The organism is Kosakonia beeri (assembly GCF_054165705.1).
In genome coordinates this window covers 2,159,342-2,175,591 of record NZ_CM135106.1, presented here as the reverse complement: position 1 = coordinate 2,175,591, position 16,250 = coordinate 2,159,342, and the positions used below count along the sequence as shown (strand labels likewise).

Here is a 16,250-nt window from a genome sequence, read left to right as displayed (position 1 = left end):
CCCGACCGGCTAATAAACCTTTTCCATGATCTCAGAGACGCGCGCGCGCATCACTTTCTTCAGGCAGTCGGTATCGCTCTGGCACTGATTACGTTTCGCCAGCCAGTTGCGCTGCGCCGTTTTCATGGCACCAATGGATGTTTTATCTTCCGGCTGGACCTCTTTTTGCTCAAGCAACCAGGTTTGCCAGGCGTCGGTCACGCTGCGATCCCAGGCGGAGAGTTCATCACTGTCGCAAATGGTTTTTTCAACGGTGCTTAGCTTAGCGTTACATGAAAAACTCGGCGCGGTTTTTTCACCCGGTTTTACCCGTTGCAACATTAAATAACCGTTTTCTGACCCATTTGTAATCAACCGGTCGGGGGAGACGTACGCAATCCAGTTTTTCATCACCACGCCATCCTCTCCGAACATGCCCTGTTTACAGCTGACCAGCAGTGGCGTGATTTTTTGTCCACCAGGGATCTTCAGCTCATAATCTTCAGCCACTGGAGTAACGGGTTCGTCATTATGTTCGCCGGAGGTCTGCTGGATGGCCGCATTCAGTGTCATTTCTGGCTGCGCAGTGTATGAGGGTTGCAGGCATTCCATGTCCTCGCCCGTGTCGCCACGAATGGCATCCTGGCTGAAACTCAGCACACGCCCTACTAACCGTGGATCATTATATTTAATGACGGGATAGGTCGTGGCGCGCTGATCGGTGTTGACGCTAACAATACGCCACTGCCCCTGAATCCCTTCGGCGGGTGTCGCGGCAACGGCGTTTGTCATCAAGGTGGTGAAAAGTGCCGCGACCAGGGTCAGCGGCGTAATTTGCTGTGTGAAGGTGTTTGCGCATCCGGGCATTTTTTGTGTTTTTCCTCGACCGGTAATTCTTCAGATGTCACGTCGTGACTCAGTTGACTGGCTGTAATGTCTCTAAACGCAGGTAACCCTGCGGTTCGCCGATAAGGTCACTTTTGCTTTGATCCAGGACGGCGGCGCGGATCCAGTCACCGTCGACAGTTTCAATTTTAATCAGAGGTTGCTCCGGCAAAACGGGCTGTAAATCTTTTGCCGTTGCCTCGGGCTGTTGCTTGAAATGTTGATCGGCAAGGCCCGTTTTCAGTGTATAGGTCACCGCCCATGGATAGGCTTCGCACCCGGCCGCTGTTTCGAGGTTTTTTACCGGTGCCTGCCCCGCAGTCGGGGTAAATTTCACCGCTTTTGCGCTGTAGAGATGGCGATCGCACTCCGGTTGCGCCTTCAACCCGTCGATAGTGAGCTGACCGGCCTGCTCTGCATGCCCTTCCGAATATTTCATAAAGGAAGGCGGTAACTGAGAAAACGCACGTTTAACGATGGCGTCATTATCGGCAAAGGTGACATTAATGACTTTATCCACCTTGCCGGCGGGGGTAAGCACGAAGTAGCGGTACTTTAATTCAGCGGTGCTTTTCGTCCCTTCGTTATTCCATACCGGCAACCAGTAGGCCTGCAATACGCCATTTTTCAGGGTCTGAGCGGCCATCGCCGGTAATGCGCAAGCCGCGCACAGCATCAGCATAATGATTCGTTTTAGCATAGCCTTAACCGTTCTGGTTGTTACAGGTGACATAGCAGGAGGTGATCATCAGCGTAAAGTTCTCAATCCCTTGCTCGGTCAGAAATGTTTTTAACTCAGTGAGTTTTGGCACGCTGCCCCCGACAAAATCGGTACCTTTGGAGCTGCCGATCAGCAGGCATCCCTCTGTGTTGTAAGGGTAGTTGCCGTTGTGGATCAGAATATAACGCGATTGCGGTACATCCGCATTGTAGAGCAGTGGTACCGGGTTGTGCGCCTGCACGGTTGAAATGTTCGAGTTGTGCCATTTCAGGCGGTAAGAACCTTCTGGTATCCGTTTTAGCTGGCCTGAAGCCGTGGTGTCCGGTCCGGGACGCTCCAAAAAATAACCTTTAATGGTGCTGCCAGAGATTTCGTACGTCGAAATGGTGGAGTTATTGGTTTCCCAGAGGCGTTTTACAGAAATAAGATAGTTAGCCATAGCCGATCCCAAAAAGAGTAGCGATCCCTTGCGGGATCGCCATACGTGCTTACGCTTCTTTGTTTTCTTTGATGTTCCAGCCAGCGCTGGTTTCAGCACCTTTACCGCCGGAAGAAGACTGCTCCCAGTACTGCTGTTTCACTTTCGCAGCCTGGAATGCATAGGTCACGCCTACGGTGTCGCCGTTGTCAGCACCGGTGTACTGAACAGAAGTCACCAGCACGTCTTCCAGCGTGATGCGCGCATATTCAACCTGCTGGCCGCCTGCTTTGCACACGGACAGTTCAACTTTGGTCAGGTGTTTACCGCTTGCGCAGTGTTTCAGGATTGCCGTCGTGGATTTATCAATGAGTGCGTTAACATGCAGGTCGTTGAAATTGACTTTACCGGCACCGCCGCCACCGCCAACGCTCATGTTTCCCGGTTGAGAAGCACCCCAGGAAAAAGATGTGATATCAGTCCAGCCGGTGTGGTTTGAATCTTTAGATTCACCCGTAACTCCATCGACCTTCAGAAACATATCAATAGCCATAATATTTACTCTTCGTTAATGATAAATATTGCTTTCGAAAAAGCGCTTATATGGCAAACGGGTAAGCATGGGGCCGAATAAAACCGTCCATATTTTACCTCTGCCTCTATTATTTCCGGATAGATAATATATCCATTCAGAAATACTCATCCCCTCGGATGAGGGAAAGAATTCATTCCGTCATTACCAGTCTTAATTACGGATTCGCATTATCCTGATTCCAGGTGTGATCAGGATCTTTCACTAAAACGTCTTTTGCTAACGTATCGAGTTCCGCGCTGTGATACAGACGCAGGCAATTGAGGGTTACGCCCTTCACATTTTGCGCGCTCTCTGTGTGGAACTGATTGGGAATATTCTTGAATTTGTTGATTAATGCATTAATTTTTTCATTGCCATTTTCAATATCAAATGGCACCCATTCCCTGAGCGCATTTGCGCTGCGCGCTGCATCCAGCGAATAGGCGGAATTTGGCTCCGAAACCTGGGCGATACAGCGCGCCAGCACCATATCTTTGACCACCTGCCGGTAAGGCATCTCTTTGACAAAAGCCATCGAATCCGTCGCCGCACTGGCTAATGAACTGCAGCACATCAGCAGCGCACCGAAATATACGTGTCTCATGGTAACTCCCAAAAACTGGCTTTGGTTGTCGTGTAATTCGTGTCCGGCGCATTAAAGTAGCAATGGTCGGAGCAGGTTAATCCATTCCAGAAGGTGGCGTGGCCTGCGGCATCACTCCATCCCTTCACCGAAAATAAAATAATACCTTTTTTATTTTGCAGTTTTTCTACCGGCAGCGAAGGATAACTAACAATTAAATCCGGTTTTCCCCACTGTCGGGTCAGCCAGTCAATAACGTCCTGAACGCGAAAGAAATACCATTTTTTATCCGCGCCCGACACGGTCAGCCCATTGATACGGGGAACCGGGTACCCGGTATAATTGAGCACATAACTCATGCGTACTGCGCAACTGTTTACCCAGCCGCCTTCGCTTTCCGGAATTTCAAAATTGGTGCGCACTTTGCCGCCAATGGTATTTTTCACTTTGCTTAACGGATCCTGAGGATCGTAGATTTGTGCAGCGGCGCCCCAAGCGGCGACAAATGATGGTCTGTTGCTCATTATCACTTTCCTTCTGGTAGATGAGTTTGACGGGCCAAAATCGTTATGTCTGTGCTAGGGCTTATTGCGCGGGCAATGACCCGTACCCTGCTGCGTCATCGCTTCGAGAATTAATACCGTGGCGCGCGTCTGTTGCAGGCGCTGCGGCGAAAGATGGCTGAAATAGCTGTACACCACTTCATGGATGCTGGTGGTTTTTAAGCGGTTGTAGCCACACCACACCGTTCCTTCCGTGGTATCCAGGACACCTTGCAGATAAAGATCGGCTTTGATGCGTTCACGTTCGTTGGTTTTTGAGGTCCAGGCATTCAAAAAGCGCTCGCCGCTCATATGCAGATCCTGGCTGCTTAACAATGCCGGATCGCGCTGGAACACGGCTGTGTCGTCTTCGGGCAACGACTCTGCGCGCGGATATTCGTAAACTTTTGTTTGCCCGGCAACCAGGGTCGATACCACCAACAGACTGCCCGCTAACACACGGCTTATTTTCATCACCTTTCCCTTTGTTACTGAAAATAACGCAGGTCGCAGACGTTGACGGTCTGCGACCTGGCGTGATTACGCCTCTTTGGTCTTCAGCGAAGGCAGTTTGGACACCAGACGCAGTGACACGGTCAGCCCTTCCAGCTGATAGTGCGGACGCAGGAAGAATTTGGCCGCGTAGTAACCCGGATTATCTTCGATCTCCTGTACCTGCACTTCTGCCGCCGCCAGCGGTTTACGGGCTTTAGTTTCCTGGGAGGAGTTCGCCGGATCGCCATCGACATAGTTCATGACCCAGTCGTTCAGCCAGCGTTCCATTTCGTCACGCTCACGGAAAGAACCGATTTTGTCGCGAACGATGCACTTCAGGTAATGCGCAAAGCGGCAGCAGGCGAACAGATACGGCAGACGGGACGCCAGACGCGCGTTAGCAGTGGCATCGGCATCATGGTATTCCGTTGGTTTTTGCAGCGACTGCGCGCCAATAAAGGCGGCAAAGTCGGAGTTTTTGCGGTGGATCAGCGGCATAAAGCCGTTTTTCGCCAGTTCCGCTTCACGACGATCGCTGATGGCAATCTCGGTCGGACATTTCATGTCCACGCCGCCGTCATCGCTCGGGAAGGTGTGACACGGCAGGTTTTCTACCGCACCACCGGATTCCACACCGCGAATCGACGTACACCAGCCGTACTCTTTAAAGGAGCGGTTGATGTTGGTCGCCATCGCATAGGCGGCATTTGCCCACGAATAGTTGTTGTGGTTTGCACCATCGGTTTCTTCTTCAAAGTCGAAGCTGTCAACCGGGTTAGTGCGAATGCCGTAAGGTAAGCGCGAGAGGAAGCGTGGCATCACCAGTCCCAGATAGCGGGCATCTTCCGATTCACGCAGCGAACGCCATGCCGCGTATTCGGTGTTCTGGAAAATTTTGGTCAGGTCGCGTGGGTTGGCCAGCTCTTGCCAGGACTCCATCTGCATTACGCTCGGGGCAGTACCGGTAATGAACGGGCAGTGTGCCGCCGCACCGATACGCGCCATTTCACCCAGCAGTTCAACATCCTGCGGGCTGTGGTCGAAGTAGTAATCGCCCACCAGGCAGCCAAACGGTTCACCACCGAACTGGCCATATTCTTCTTCGTAGATTTTCTTGAACAGCGGACTTTGATCCCAGCCCACGCCTTTATAGCGTTTCAGGTTACGACCCAGTTCCTGCTTGGTGATGCTCATAAAGCGGATTTTCAGCATCTCGTCAGTTTCAGTATTGTTCACCAGGTGGCTCAGGCCACGCCAGGCGCTTTCCAGTTTCTGGAAGTCTTCATGGTGAATAATCTGGTTGATCTGCTGTGACAGCTTTTCATCAATACCGGCAATCAGATTCTGAATAGTGCGGTACGTGTCGTTAGAAAAGGTGACGGTATTTTCCAGCGCCTGCTGCGCCAGGGTTTTGACCGCGCTTTCCACCGCAGAACGTGCCTGATCGGTTTTTGGGCGGAATTCTTTACTCAGCAGCGCGCTAAATTCATCCTGGCTAAAGGCCTGTGCGCCCTGCTGCTGTTCTTGCAGTTGAGAAGGATTGCTCATGGTTTACTCCTCTTTACCTTGCGCACTGTCTTCACTGTTCGGTAACTGGCTGAGCGATTTCAGCAGTGTTGGATCCTGCAACACTTTGGCAATCAGCTCTTCAGCGCCGTTTTTGCCGTCCATATAGGTCAGCAGGTTAGAAAGCTGCGTGCGCGCTTCCAGCAGTTTATTGAGGGGTTCAACTTTGCGGGCCACGGCATCTGGCAGGAAGTCGTCCATGCTATCGAAAGTAAGATCGACATTCAGGCGGCCTTCCCCGGTCAGGGTATTGTCGACGTTGAACGCAACGCGCGGTTTCAGCGCTTTCATGCGTTCATCAAAGTTGTCGACGTCAATCTCAAGGAATTTACGATCCTCAATAGAAGGTAAATTTTCCACCGGCTTGCCGACCAGATCTGCCATTACACCCATCACAAACGGCAGCTGGATTTTGCGCTCCGCGCCATAGACTTCCACGTCGTATTCAATCTGTACGCGCGGCGCACGGTTACGTGCGATAAATTTCTGACCACTGTTACTTATTGCCATGATGTTCTCCATCGAATATGCGCGGTGAAGGTTTGAGGCCAGGCAAGACGCCTGCCGTCATAACTCGGTTCGCGTCAATCCTGACGCCCAAAGATGTTTTGCAGTTGATTTACGCCATCGGGCGCCAGATCGCGAATAATCTCCATAAAGTCCAGTTCGATCAGCCGCTGAACGCGGTCAATCATGAGCGGTGCGGGATGGCTCGGCTCATGCTGGGTGAAATATTGCTTCACTTTTTCCAGCATCAGTTGCGCGTCCGCCCGGGTCGTCACCTGCGCACTGCGCCAGTCAGCGCTGGCAGGCAGCGGCGTGGCCACTGGCTGGGGCGCGCTGGTTGTCGGCTGCGGTTGCGTTGCCGTTTCCTGCGGTGCGTCGGCGTGGCTGGCGCGGCTGGCACCGGTAATGGTGCCGACAGTTTTCAGGAGCTGTTCCATTTCCGGTACCCCGCTTTCGCCAAGTTGTTCCAGAAGCCATGTACGGATCGTCTTCAGCCGCTCTTCAATTTGACCGACCGCAGCAATGCCGGGCTGGCCACCGCGCGTCAGTTCGTCAATCAGGCGTACCCGCCCGCCGGGATAACCCGCACAGTCGGTTTTGCTGCCGTCCAGCAAGGCCTGCGCATCGCGGAGGTTCAGTTCATCACCGTTGCTGCGCAGCAGTGTGCACTGGCGCAGCGTGGTGGTGAGTGCCGATTTATCACTCAGCGCCGCCAGCGCGTTAATGCGGTAAAACGGATCAAACTCACCGCCATCATTCAGCGATGGCCACAGTTGATCCCAGTACAGCGCCAGCGCCTGACCCAGCAATAACAGACCGTCTGCATAGCCTTCCAGCCCGCGGCGGCGTGTCCACGCGTGGGTTAACGCCAGCATTACGCGAATGTCCTTGGTGCGTTCCAGCAGGTTGGTCGCCAGGCTTTCTACGCGGTTCCAGTCGGCCGGCTCTGCCGGAATAATGGTGCTGCCAAACTGCTGTTCGGCTTTTCCCTGGCTCGCCTGTTCCATTGCCAGAAAATCAGCATCGTATTCCAGGTTTTCGCCGCATGGCTGCTCCGCCGTGACCGGAGCCAGTAAAGATTCAATCGTCATCCGCTACCTGCTTACTCTTCAAACATCGGTGGATAAAGTCCGTGGCGACCCGGTCTTGCGCCGCCTGCCGGGTCGAACAGCAGCGTGAATAACTGACCGGTAAAATTCCCGCTATGCACATGCGTGTAAAGCGGGTAGCCGTCACTGCGGTTGGTCCACCAGAAACTGATCTGGCGCAGCGGATCAAAACACTCGGCGGCCTGTCGCCAGCCAATGGTCGTTTCGCCGTCACCTTCATAACCAATCACATCCAGAATTTCTGAACGTGTTTCCGGCTCCAGCAGTTGCACCGGCGGGATCGACAATAGTGCCTGGTCCAGCTGTTCCGGCGAGTAGCCATTACGCACCGCATGCAACAGCGTGCGGCCAAGATGCTGGTACCAGTCGCCCGCCTGCGCCAGATGGCGCGGTGTCCACTCCAGCGGGTTAATCGCCATCAGCGCGCAGACCGGATATTGCCGTCCGACGCTGTCACGACCGGGTAATAAGCAGCCCATTTGCACTTGCTGCCCTCCAAGCATCGGCGGGACAACAAAATTCCAGATCGGCGCATTGCTGAACTGCCTGTCACTGGCACGCTGATCCTCAGTTTGCCAGCTCATCAGCCCCACCTGAAACCAGTGAGACCACTGACGTTGCAGGGCGTCCGGAAAGCGACGCTGTAAAAAGTCACCGGCAGTGGGCAGTTTTCCATACCAACTAATTGCAGTAGTCGTAGTCATTGGCGTTCCTTTGCAGTTCAAGGACATGCGAAACGGGGGAGCTGGAACGGGTTGCGAATACTGTTCGGCGCAAACTCCAGCGTCACCTGATGCCCGTCAACCGTGAATGTCGCCTGGCGGCTCAGACTGCTGCTGCCAGGACTGACACGCGCTTTATCAAAGAAGCGATTTAACGCCCAGGCCCCGTTGGTTACCAGTGTAGCCGTCGTGCCATTGGTCAGCCCAAGTTGCATACGCACCTGGTTGGTGCCGCCGGTTCCTGGCCAGCTCACCACCTGCACCGCCTGCGGGCCGTGGCTGTAACGCAATAACTGCCCATCCACATCCAGCGTCATATTAAGGATAGTGTTATCCATGCGCACGGTACGCACCGTTGTGCGAAACGACGGTGTCGCGCTGCCGTTGGCAAAGAACGCGTCGCGGATTGATTGCGCCTGCTGGAACGGTACCAACAGCCCTTCACTGCCCGGCAACGTTTTGCCATCAATGCCCGGCATAAAGCGCCAGGTCGACTGCGTGGTATCGACTTTATTGGTCAGATTGTCACGGAAGAAAACATCCATCAGGCCAGTACCCGGCGCGAACATACGGGCCAGATCGTCCGGTGTCACTTCGGTGCTGGCAGAACGCACCAGCGGGTAACGTCCGGCAATGGCCTGTCGGCAGAAACTGCCGACTTCGACGCTAATGCGCTTGCGCACATTTTCCAGGTCCCGGCGTTGGGTATCACTGCTTGCGCCGACCGCCATATTGCTGAACATGGTTTGCAGACCCCCCGGCAAACGCCCGGCGCTGGCTTGCAAACGGCTGATGGCTTCGCCACCCGGCGGTTGCATTCCGCTGTTGGCGGCATCCTGCACCGCGGTCAGATAGCGGTACAACTCATCGACCTGTTTGAGAAAATCATCAAACACGATGGTCTTGCCGCCTTTTTCCAGCGGCTGCGCCAGTTCGATGATGGGCATAAAGTGTTCTGTTACGCGCTGTTCTGGCGTCTGGCTTGCGGCCGCATTGGTGGTGGCGGCAGCGCCGTCGCGGTTGCTGAACAATGTTTCCAACATTTGCGTGCCGCGATTACTGCTTTTTTGTGCCTCGTCTTTGCCGTCGGCTGGCTCATCACGCGTCAGTTTGAGTTGCTGACTTAAGTTCATGACCAGTCGGCGCAGCGGCGAGTTGTTGCCAGAGAGCAGACGCGCGGTGTTAATGCGCTGGTTCAGATCCGCACTGTTGTTGAGCTGAATATCGCTTAAGAAGCTGTCCCACAGGGTGATGAAATCGCGTGCATACAGTTGACGCACGGCATTATCGGTCTGCTGTTTGTCTTCCGGTTGCGTGGTAGATCCCAGAACCCAGGCATCATCTTCGTGCAGCGACGCCGTGACCGGCGCGATTTGCGCATTGAACACGTTCCAGTAACCATCCGGGGTATACAGTCCCGGCTGCCCCTCACCGACCGGTTTGCCACTTTTACGGGAGAATACCAGTTCACTCTGCGGGCCGCCGAGGGAGGCCAGCGACACCGGTTTGAGGTTGTCATCCCGCTCCAGTAGGCGCTTTAGCCGACCATATACCCGGGTAGAGAGCGGTTGTTGGTTAATCAGCGCCTGTTCACGGGCAATTAACGCTTCATCTTTGGCGTACGGCGAAGACTGAATTTGCGGCTCCAGCAACTGGCGCAGGTGCCACTCCAGCTGGTTAATCTGCGCTTTGGTAACATTCTGCGGCAGATTACGTTCCAGGTTCAGCATGACCCAGGAATGCAGGAACTTGCCGTCATAATGCTTCGGCTGATAGAGCATCTGGTAGGCTTTCAGCGCTTCGTAGCTGTATTCCACATCGCTGCCATTGTCATTACGTAACCAGGTGGTAATACGCATCGCCACTTCCGGCAACAACATCTGTTGTAAGGCTTTTTGGTACAGGGTCTGCGAGGCATCTGCAACATCATTACCGCGATACAGCCCCATCCGGCGGGTAACAGGCGGGTGGTTGATGTCAAACTCTTCGCTTTGCGGTAACGCCGACAGGCCATTCAGCAGCGGCAACAGTGCAAACAGGTCGCCCTGTTGGCGGTTGCGCAGGGCTTTGATCTCCTGATCCAGCGCCGGAACTTTCGCCTGTACCTCATCCAGATAGGCTTTGTTATTGCCGTAGCTGGTAAACCACAATGCGCTGAGGATCACCAGCAGCGCCAGCAACGCTGCATACCCGGACCAAATCACCGCCCGGCTGCGCAGTTCCCACCAGCGGTTTTGCCCGGCAATGCCCGCTTCCTGGAAAATGACATTTTGCAGCAGATGCTTAATAAAGAAACTCTGCCCTTTCCCGCCCGGCACCGGTTCATCTTTGCTGACGGCGTCCCAGTTATCACTGGATTTCCCTTGCGGCAGTGACAGGGCACGGTTGAGTTCACCCATTACCCGGTCAAACGGCAAGCCTTCCTGCGTACCGCTGGCGAAATAGATGCCACGCGGTGAGAATTCGGTTTCGAAGTTTGATCGGGCAAAAATGGTGTTCAGGTACTCGGCCAGCAATGGACGAATGGCGGCAAACTCCTGCGGGAACAGGAAGCACTCCGCACGCGCCTGCGCATCACTTTCACGCAGCAGTGTGTCTGGCAGCGCCGCATCGAGACGCTGTTGCAGCAGGGCAAATTCCTGCAGGAAGCTGCCCTGCAGATCGAAGTCTGCCAGCCTGGCCTTTTCCCACGGGAAGGTGAATCCCCAGATTTGATCACGCTGCGCTTTGTCAAACCCGGCGAAGTATGCACGGAAGCCTTTTAACAAGTCCGCCTTGGTGACCAGCACATACACCGGGAATCGAATACCCAGTTGTTCGTGCAGTTCGGTCAAACGCTGACGTAAGTTAAGCGCCTGCTCGCGAGACGCTTCTGCGGACTGGGTCAGCAGATCGGCAATGCTCACCGTCACGATCACGCCGTTGATCGGCTGGCGGCGACGGTATTTTTGCAACAGACCCAGAAACTTCAGCCATTCGCTGGCATCCTGCGCCTGTTCACTCTCTTGCGTCGTGTAACGGCCTGCGGTATCCAGTAACACGGCTTCGTTGGTAAACCACCAGTCACAGTTTCGCGTACCGCCAATGCCACGCAGCGCCGTTTTACCAAACCTGTCGGCCAGCGGGAATTGCAGACCGGAGTTGACCAGCGCAGTCGTTTTACCAGAGCCCGGCGCACCAATGATCACATACCATGGCAACTGGTAAAGGTACTGGGTACTGAAACGCTGCGACCACTGGCCACGCTGACCCGGCTGATTGAAATGGGCTTTTTTCAGCACCTGCGCCGCTTCTTCGAAGCGATCGTTTAACACCTGATCATCGCTGGTCAGCCGTTTACGTTCGGTCGGATCTTTCGCCTCTTCGCTTTTCAGGTTGTCCATCAGCTTGCGGTTGAGCCACGCGTTATACAGGCGCGGCACAATGTGGCTGTGGACCCAGATCAGGTACATCACCGCAATGGTGATCATGCGGTTTTGCTCTGACTCCAGCGGGCGGGAATCCACTACCGACAGCAGCGGGCCAATCATCCAGATAACGGCTGCCAGCCCGGTTACACCAAGGAAACCCCACAAAATGCGGTTGGTCAGCAATGAAAGCAACATATTCATCCTTAGTTTCCTTGCGGCAGTCCGTTCAGCTCGGCCGCCGTATTTTCCGGCGAAACCAGCAAAGTAATTTCGACGCGACGGTTACGGGCGCGGTTTTCCGCCGTATTGTTCGGCGCGATGGGATCCATCTCCCCTCGCCCTTCGGCTTTGACCCTTTCCGGGCGCGAAAGATGTTTTTGCAGCAGCGACTGTACCGAGCGGGCACGCTCCAGCGAGAGCTCATAGTTAGAAGCAAATCGCGCGCTGCGGATCGGCACGTTATCGCTATAGCCCACCACGAGCACCTTACCGCTGACGTTATTCATCGCCTGCGCGACCCGGTCAATGACCGGTTCGTAGCTGTCGCGGGCAACCGTGGAGGCGGAAGCAAACAGCCCATCCCCTTTCAGGGTCACTACGCTGCGATCCGCTTCATCGCGCACCGACACCAGCCCGGCCTGAATCTCAGGCCGCAGGAAAGCACGCAAGTTAAGCACTGGCGGCAGACTCTGCACAGGCTGGGTCACCGAGGATTCCGGTAATGTCGTCTGGTAGATTTTTGCCAGCACAGGGCTGGTGTTGTCACCCAGACGCCAGTTGAGCACGATGTAGAACAGGCAGGCCAGGAAGCCTGCCAGTCCGGCACAGGCCCATAATGGGATCACCGGTCGCCAGAGTTTACGCATGACTGGCTGATCTTCCGGATGCGGCGACAGCGGCGGCGGATAGTTACCGCGCACGCCCCGGATCATCTGCCACAGACGTTGTTTAATGGTTTCTAACTGGGTACGGCCGTTATCCATTACCCGGTAACGCCCTTCAAAACCCAGTAACAGGCAGAAGTTGATCAGTTCCAGCAGCGCAATGTGCTCGCGCGGGTTTTGCGACAAGCGCGCCAGCAGCTGGAAGAACTTTTCGCCACCCCAGGTTTCGTTATGGAACGTCACCAGAAGACCGCTGCCGGACCACACGCCGCGACTTCCCCAGGGAGTCAGCGCAGCCGCTTCATCCAGCGCGGTGCATAAACAGTAGCGCGCGCCAACGATCACCTCGTAAGCCAGACCAGACTGCTGGCAGCGCACTTCAAAACGGCGGATCTCATCAATCAAATGTTGACGCAGACCCGTTTGATCATCATGAGAAACCGAATGGCGAATTTGCGGTATCGCATTGAGCAGCGGATTGGCCGCTGCAACCAGCGGGTTGTTACCGCTTGCTCCTGCCAGGGCGGCATCACTGCCGGAGGCTTGTTGTTCCTGCATATTGTGTGCTCGCTGTATTATTCAGTCGGGCTACGGATGGCCCAAAACTCCATATCAAGACCCGGGAATTCGCCCGCCAGATGCAGTGCGAAAGCCCCTGATTTCTCCATTTCGTTCCAGAGCTCGCCGCCTTTTTCCAGCTCGAAATAGTTGTAACCGGCATGCCAGGGGATTTGCGGCGGTGCAACCGGCATGGTGCGTAATTTCATTCCTGGCAGTTGAAGCTGAACCAAATCGCGGATTTTGGTTACGGGTGCCACTTTCATTTGCGCCGGGAAATGTGTTTGCAGGATTTCGCCCGGTACACTGGCTTTGACTGCCAGTACAAAACCAAACTCCCGCGCCATGGTCGTGGTCGGCAGCGTGGCGATATTCAGGCCGTGCGTGCGTTCGGTCAGTGGCAACTGAATAGCATGCTCTTCCATCACCAGCGACAATCCCTGACGCAGCATCAATTGCAATTTATTGAAGCAACCAGCGAGATCGTCATGGTCGTAGACGGGCAACCCCTCCTCCGGCGAACGGGCCGCTGTCCATGTCGTCAGCTCGGTGGCGAATGCCAGCCAGCTTCGCCACAACTCTTCCGGGTGGATAGAGGGCAATGATTTCAGGTGCGCGATTTGCCCCACATGGTGGTTAATCAGCGCCAGCAGCGCGAATTCGACCATTTCGGAGGTATTAAAACGACCAGGCTGGCGCAGACGCTGCCCAATTTGCTGGCTGCGTTGCGTTAACAGGCTCTGTAAGTCATTCACCATCGTATACAACGCGGTGTCGTTGACTGCGTTCAGCATCGGCGGTATGTAACGGCTATCCAGGCGAACCTGATTGTCGTTGCGCTTTTCCAGGACATGCGCCACACCGATAGCCGTCCACTCCGCGCTGAGATCTTTTTCCAGCATCAGCTTCAGGCGCAAACGCCCAAACTGTACAGCGGCAGGGCCAACGGACATGGCGTTGTCGTCATCCACTTCGCTTTCCCAGGTGACATAACGCGCCAGCGAATCTCTTTCTTCGCTGAAGATCACCTCTTCGCGTCCGCCACGGCGAGCCGGCAGGGCAAGCACCACGCGTTCGTTACTGACGTTGTCAGGGATTGCCAGCGGTGTGGGCGCCTGGCGGGCATCATTGAATGAGAAGAAGGTGCCGTCCGGCAGCAGACCGCTGGCGTAGCTCAGTGCAATACAGCCCTGACGCAGCATCGCGTCATCCAGTTCGATATCAAGGTAGCCCCAAAGGTACGGGCGCTGCAGTGTCCCCCACTCGCGAATGTGGTGTTGCAAGTAGCTTTCCGCACGCTGAAAGTGATGAGGACGCAGAAACATACCTTCGGTCCACACGACCTTTTCTGCTTTGTTCATACTGTTTTCCTGTTAAGGCTGGCGCTATTTGGAAACGACACGGATTCCATTGATGTCGAGGAAGATATTGGCTTCCAGCTCATCCGACGACGATTTCCAGAATTCGTAGAAGCGACTCTCTCCCGGTACCGGAAGAGGTAAGGACATCCGCCATTTTTTGCCGTCCAGTGCCTGATACTCGGCCATCACGCCGATGTAGCGCGCTTCCGGCGAGGTTTTACCGCTCAGCGTTTTCGAGAGCTGACCGGGCATCAGAAAAAATTCATCACTGTTAAGCAGGTTGGCGCCAAGTACACTATCCGCGTTGTTTTGCAGCGACCAGAAATCGGCGGACATAAAGGTCGCATCCGATTTCAACAGCAACACCCTGACTTTAAGAGGAGCGGACTCATTGATTTGCGGATGAGCCCGGAATTGAAGGTTATAGCTGGTAGGATCGCTGTGTGAAGAAGATCCACAACCGCTGGCCAGGGTGGCCAGCATAAAGAAAAACACCAGGTAAATCTGGCGAAATACAGAGTTATTATTCATCGCTTGGCGCTCGTCACAGCTGGATTAATCGATGATCCAGGTTCCAGAGTTCGCGTTTTTGCAGGCCTTGCTGCTGCCATCGACAGAGACGCAAGTTTGTTTTTTCGGGACAATGCGGCGTTTTTTGTCTTTACGCAGCGTCTCGTCGTAAAGCTCGCTTTTCACCACGGCGCGCATCGGTACATAACCGATCAGCTCTTCCTGACCTTCATCGGCCAGCGCCAGCCAGAAGTGTTCCACCTGTCCCAGCACAACGTAGGTTTTACCCGCAGTCAGCTGACGGATCACTTTGCCGCCGAAGTCCGGCGTACTCATCAGCGACGCAGGGTAAAGCGCACGATAATCCTGTTTAACCGGTTCAAACTCTTTTGGCGGGTGAACCGCATAGCGGTGAGTAAGGGTAACACCGTTAACTTCGCTGGTGACGATGGTGTCGTCGGTTGGCGCCGGTTTCGGCGGTGCTTTACACGCTGAGACGCTGCAGACAAAAACAAGAGCCAATACCATTCGCATGTTCATAGATTTTTTTCCATTGCAAATATATTACTGTGGTGAACAGGAGCGTTTAGGAAAGGCATATCCGGATGGCTCCGAATCACCCTTATCCTTATCCTGAAAGCGCTCTGATAATGAATAAAAGGCATAGCTACCGCACGAGTCTTGTTACAAACAAGGCTGCAATAATATTACGTTTCATTGACTATCGTGACATGATTTTACAGATCAGATGATTCTATTCAATATGAAATCCGACCTCTTGAAATAGTATTATTTCGTTTTATAGAAAAATAGGATTATTCTCAAGAAACAATTTCACTTTAGTTGAAGAGAATTAATCTTGCCTGAGCAAAGGTTCATCAAACCTGCCGGGTTGCTTTGTAACCATTTGAATATTAATAGATAAAACTGATTATTTTGCGCTAGCACATCCTTGTAATTTCGAGATAGGATTATTCCTAAATGAATCTTTATTGCAGAAAATACTACAATATCTGGTAGTGCAATATCCCGACTAACAGCATGGAAAAACGACTTTCTGGTTATATTACGCTTTTTATTTGGATATTTTTTGAAATATTTTTAAGTAAAAAAAATGATATTACCTGTGGCGGATAGTTCCCTCCGTTACTGTCCCGCGCTGTTAAGAGTTTTGATTTCAACTATTGCCCCTTCTTTGCGCGAATTGTTTAGTATTACTACATCCAAATACAGGCACATTAAACGAAACCATTCAGCAAATTGACCTGTAACATATATCCGGTACTGTCGCGCAATAAATGCATTTGACCTGCAACAATTCTACCCGCGTATTTGGTGGTGAAAGATCGTTATTGCGGCATATATTGCCGGAAATATCGCCGCACATGATTTACTTCACCGCGTTTTGCCCGTACCCAGGCGGGTA

Annotated in this window: 16 protein-coding genes; all 16 read right to left on the bottom strand. The window is 53.7% G+C overall.

Annotation, left to right across the window (positions count from 1 at the left end):
* Positions 1 to 9: 9 nt before the first annotated feature.
* Positions 10 to 846, bottom strand: coding sequence for a lysozyme inhibitor LprI family protein (locus ACUY4S_RS10445; RefSeq protein ID WP_458021929.1), 837 nt, complete (start codon positions 844 to 846; stop codon positions 10 to 12).
* 49 nt (positions 847 to 895) lie between these two features.
* Positions 896 to 1,564, bottom strand: a complete 669-nt coding sequence (locus ACUY4S_RS10440; RefSeq protein ID WP_458021931.1) for a hypothetical protein — start codon at positions 1,562 to 1,564, stop codon at positions 896 to 898.
* 4 nt (positions 1,565 to 1,568) lie between these two features.
* A complete protein-coding gene (locus ACUY4S_RS10435; RefSeq protein WP_312689261.1) occupies positions 1,569 to 2,024 on the bottom strand; it encodes a DUF5675 family protein in 456 nt (151 codons plus the stop codon).
* Between the two features lie 49 nt (positions 2,025 to 2,073).
* Entirely contained in the window at positions 2,074 to 2,556 is a 483-nt protein-coding gene (locus tag ACUY4S_RS10430) for an Hcp family type VI secretion system effector (protein WP_017457017.1), read from the bottom strand.
* A 196-nt stretch (positions 2,557 to 2,752) separates the two neighbouring features.
* Entirely contained in the window at positions 2,753 to 3,181 is a 429-nt protein-coding gene (locus ACUY4S_RS10425; RefSeq protein WP_312689503.1) for a T6SS amidase immunity protein Tai4 family protein, read from the bottom strand.
* Positions 3,178 to 3,684 (bottom strand): type VI secretion system amidase effector protein Tae4, encoded by a 507-nt coding sequence (locus ACUY4S_RS10420; RefSeq protein WP_312689254.1) that lies wholly within the window; start codon positions 3,682 to 3,684, stop codon positions 3,178 to 3,180. The genes ACUY4S_RS10425 and ACUY4S_RS10420 overlap by 4 nt, the downstream gene beginning before the upstream one ends.
* Positions 3,685 to 3,738: 54 nt before the next feature.
* The gene (locus ACUY4S_RS10415) at positions 3,739 to 4,176 is read right to left on the bottom strand and encodes a Rap1a/Tai family immunity protein (RefSeq protein WP_458021934.1); all 438 of its coding nucleotides are present in this window, start codon (positions 4,174 to 4,176) and stop codon (positions 3,739 to 3,741) included.
* A 66-nt stretch (positions 4,177 to 4,242) separates the two neighbouring features.
* On the bottom strand, positions 4,243 to 5,745 hold the full coding sequence (gene tssC / locus ACUY4S_RS10410) for a type VI secretion system contractile sheath large subunit (protein WP_312689250.1): 1,503 nt from the start codon (positions 5,743 to 5,745) through the stop codon (positions 4,243 to 4,245).
* A gap of 3 nt (positions 5,746 to 5,748) precedes the next feature.
* Positions 5,749 to 6,273: a type VI secretion system contractile sheath small subunit gene (gene tssB / locus ACUY4S_RS10405; RefSeq protein WP_016495653.1), complete on the bottom strand. Its 525-nt coding sequence runs from the start codon at positions 6,271 to 6,273 to the stop codon at positions 5,749 to 5,751.
* Positions 6,274 to 6,347: 74 nt separating this feature from the next.
* Positions 6,348 to 7,361, bottom strand: a complete 1,014-nt coding sequence (gene tssA, locus ACUY4S_RS10400) for a type VI secretion system protein TssA (protein ID WP_458021936.1) — start codon at positions 7,359 to 7,361, stop codon at positions 6,348 to 6,350.
* Positions 7,362 to 7,372: 11 nt separating this feature from the next.
* Complete coding sequence (gene tagF, locus ACUY4S_RS10395) at positions 7,373 to 8,083, bottom strand: type VI secretion system-associated protein TagF (RefSeq protein ID WP_312689246.1); 711 nt, start codon at positions 8,081 to 8,083, stop codon at positions 7,373 to 7,375.
* Between the two features lie 17 nt (positions 8,084 to 8,100).
* A complete protein-coding gene (gene tssM / locus ACUY4S_RS10390; protein WP_458021938.1) occupies positions 8,101 to 11,712 on the bottom strand; it encodes a type VI secretion system membrane subunit TssM in 3,612 nt (1,203 codons plus the stop codon).
* A 2-nt stretch (positions 11,713 to 11,714) separates the two neighbouring features.
* A complete protein-coding gene (locus ACUY4S_RS10385; RefSeq protein ID WP_312689242.1) occupies positions 11,715 to 12,953 on the bottom strand; it encodes a DotU family type VI secretion system protein in 1,239 nt (412 codons plus the stop codon).
* 17 nt (positions 12,954 to 12,970) lie between these two features.
* Positions 12,971 to 14,314, bottom strand: coding sequence for a type VI secretion system baseplate subunit TssK (gene tssK / locus ACUY4S_RS10380; RefSeq protein ID WP_312689240.1), 1,344 nt, complete (start codon positions 14,312 to 14,314; stop codon positions 12,971 to 12,973).
* 24 nt (positions 14,315 to 14,338) lie between these two features.
* Complete coding sequence (gene tssJ, locus ACUY4S_RS10375; RefSeq protein WP_312689238.1) at positions 14,339 to 14,845, bottom strand: type VI secretion system lipoprotein TssJ; 507 nt, start codon at positions 14,843 to 14,845, stop codon at positions 14,339 to 14,341.
* Between the two features lie 24 nt (positions 14,846 to 14,869).
* On the bottom strand, positions 14,870 to 15,364 hold the full coding sequence (locus ACUY4S_RS10370; RefSeq protein ID WP_312689237.1) for an SH3 domain-containing protein: 495 nt from the start codon (positions 15,362 to 15,364) through the stop codon (positions 14,870 to 14,872).
* Positions 15,365 to 16,250: the final 886 nt, after the last annotated feature.

What these genes read in the sequence shown, in the direction of transcription:
- ACUY4S_RS10440 (WP_458021931.1), bottom strand. Translation starts at nt 1,564, where the DNA reads ATGCTAAAACGAATCATTATGCTGATGCTGTGCGCGGCTTGCGCATTA.
- ACUY4S_RS10435 (WP_312689261.1), bottom strand. Translation starts at nt 2,024, where the DNA reads ATGGCTAACTATCTTATTTCTGTAAAACGCCTCTGGGAAACCAATAAC.
- ACUY4S_RS10445 (WP_458021929.1), bottom strand. Translation starts at nt 846, where the DNA reads ATGCCCGGATGCGCAAACACCTTCACACAGCAAATTACGCCGCTGACC.
- ACUY4S_RS10425 (WP_312689503.1), bottom strand. Translation starts at nt 3,181, where the DNA reads ATGAGACACGTATATTTCGGTGCGCTGCTGATGTGCTGCAGTTCATTA.
- tssA (WP_458021936.1), bottom strand. Translation starts at nt 7,361, where the DNA reads ATGACGATTGAATCTTTACTGGCTCCGGTCACGGCGGAGCAGCCATGC.
- tssK (WP_312689240.1), bottom strand. Translation starts at nt 14,314, where the DNA reads ATGAACAAAGCAGAAAAGGTCGTGTGGACCGAAGGTATGTTTCTGCGT.
- tssC (WP_312689250.1), bottom strand. Translation starts at nt 5,745, where the DNA reads ATGAGCAATCCTTCTCAACTGCAAGAACAGCAGCAGGGCGCACAGGCC.
- ACUY4S_RS10385 (WP_312689242.1), bottom strand. Translation starts at nt 12,953, where the DNA reads ATGCAGGAACAACAAGCCTCCGGCAGTGATGCCGCCCTGGCAGGAGCA.
- tagF (WP_312689246.1), bottom strand. Translation starts at nt 8,083, where the DNA reads ATGACTACGACTACTGCAATTAGTTGGTATGGAAAACTGCCCACTGCC.
- tssB (WP_016495653.1), bottom strand. Translation starts at nt 6,273, where the DNA reads ATGGCAATAAGTAACAGTGGTCAGAAATTTATCGCACGTAACCGTGCG.
- ACUY4S_RS10430 (WP_017457017.1), bottom strand. Translation starts at nt 2,556, where the DNA reads ATGGCTATTGATATGTTTCTGAAGGTCGATGGAGTTACGGGTGAATCT.
- ACUY4S_RS10420 (WP_312689254.1), bottom strand. Translation starts at nt 3,684, where the DNA reads ATGAGCAACAGACCATCATTTGTCGCCGCTTGGGGCGCCGCTGCACAA.
- ACUY4S_RS10415 (WP_458021934.1), bottom strand. Translation starts at nt 4,176, where the DNA reads ATGAAAATAAGCCGTGTGTTAGCGGGCAGTCTGTTGGTGGTATCGACC.
- tssM (WP_458021938.1), bottom strand. Translation starts at nt 11,712, where the DNA reads ATGAATATGTTGCTTTCATTGCTGACCAACCGCATTTTGTGGGGTTTC.
- ACUY4S_RS10370 (WP_312689237.1), bottom strand. Translation starts at nt 15,364, where the DNA reads ATGAACATGCGAATGGTATTGGCTCTTGTTTTTGTCTGCAGCGTCTCA.
- tssJ (WP_312689238.1), bottom strand. Translation starts at nt 14,845, where the DNA reads ATGAATAATAACTCTGTATTTCGCCAGATTTACCTGGTGTTTTTCTTT.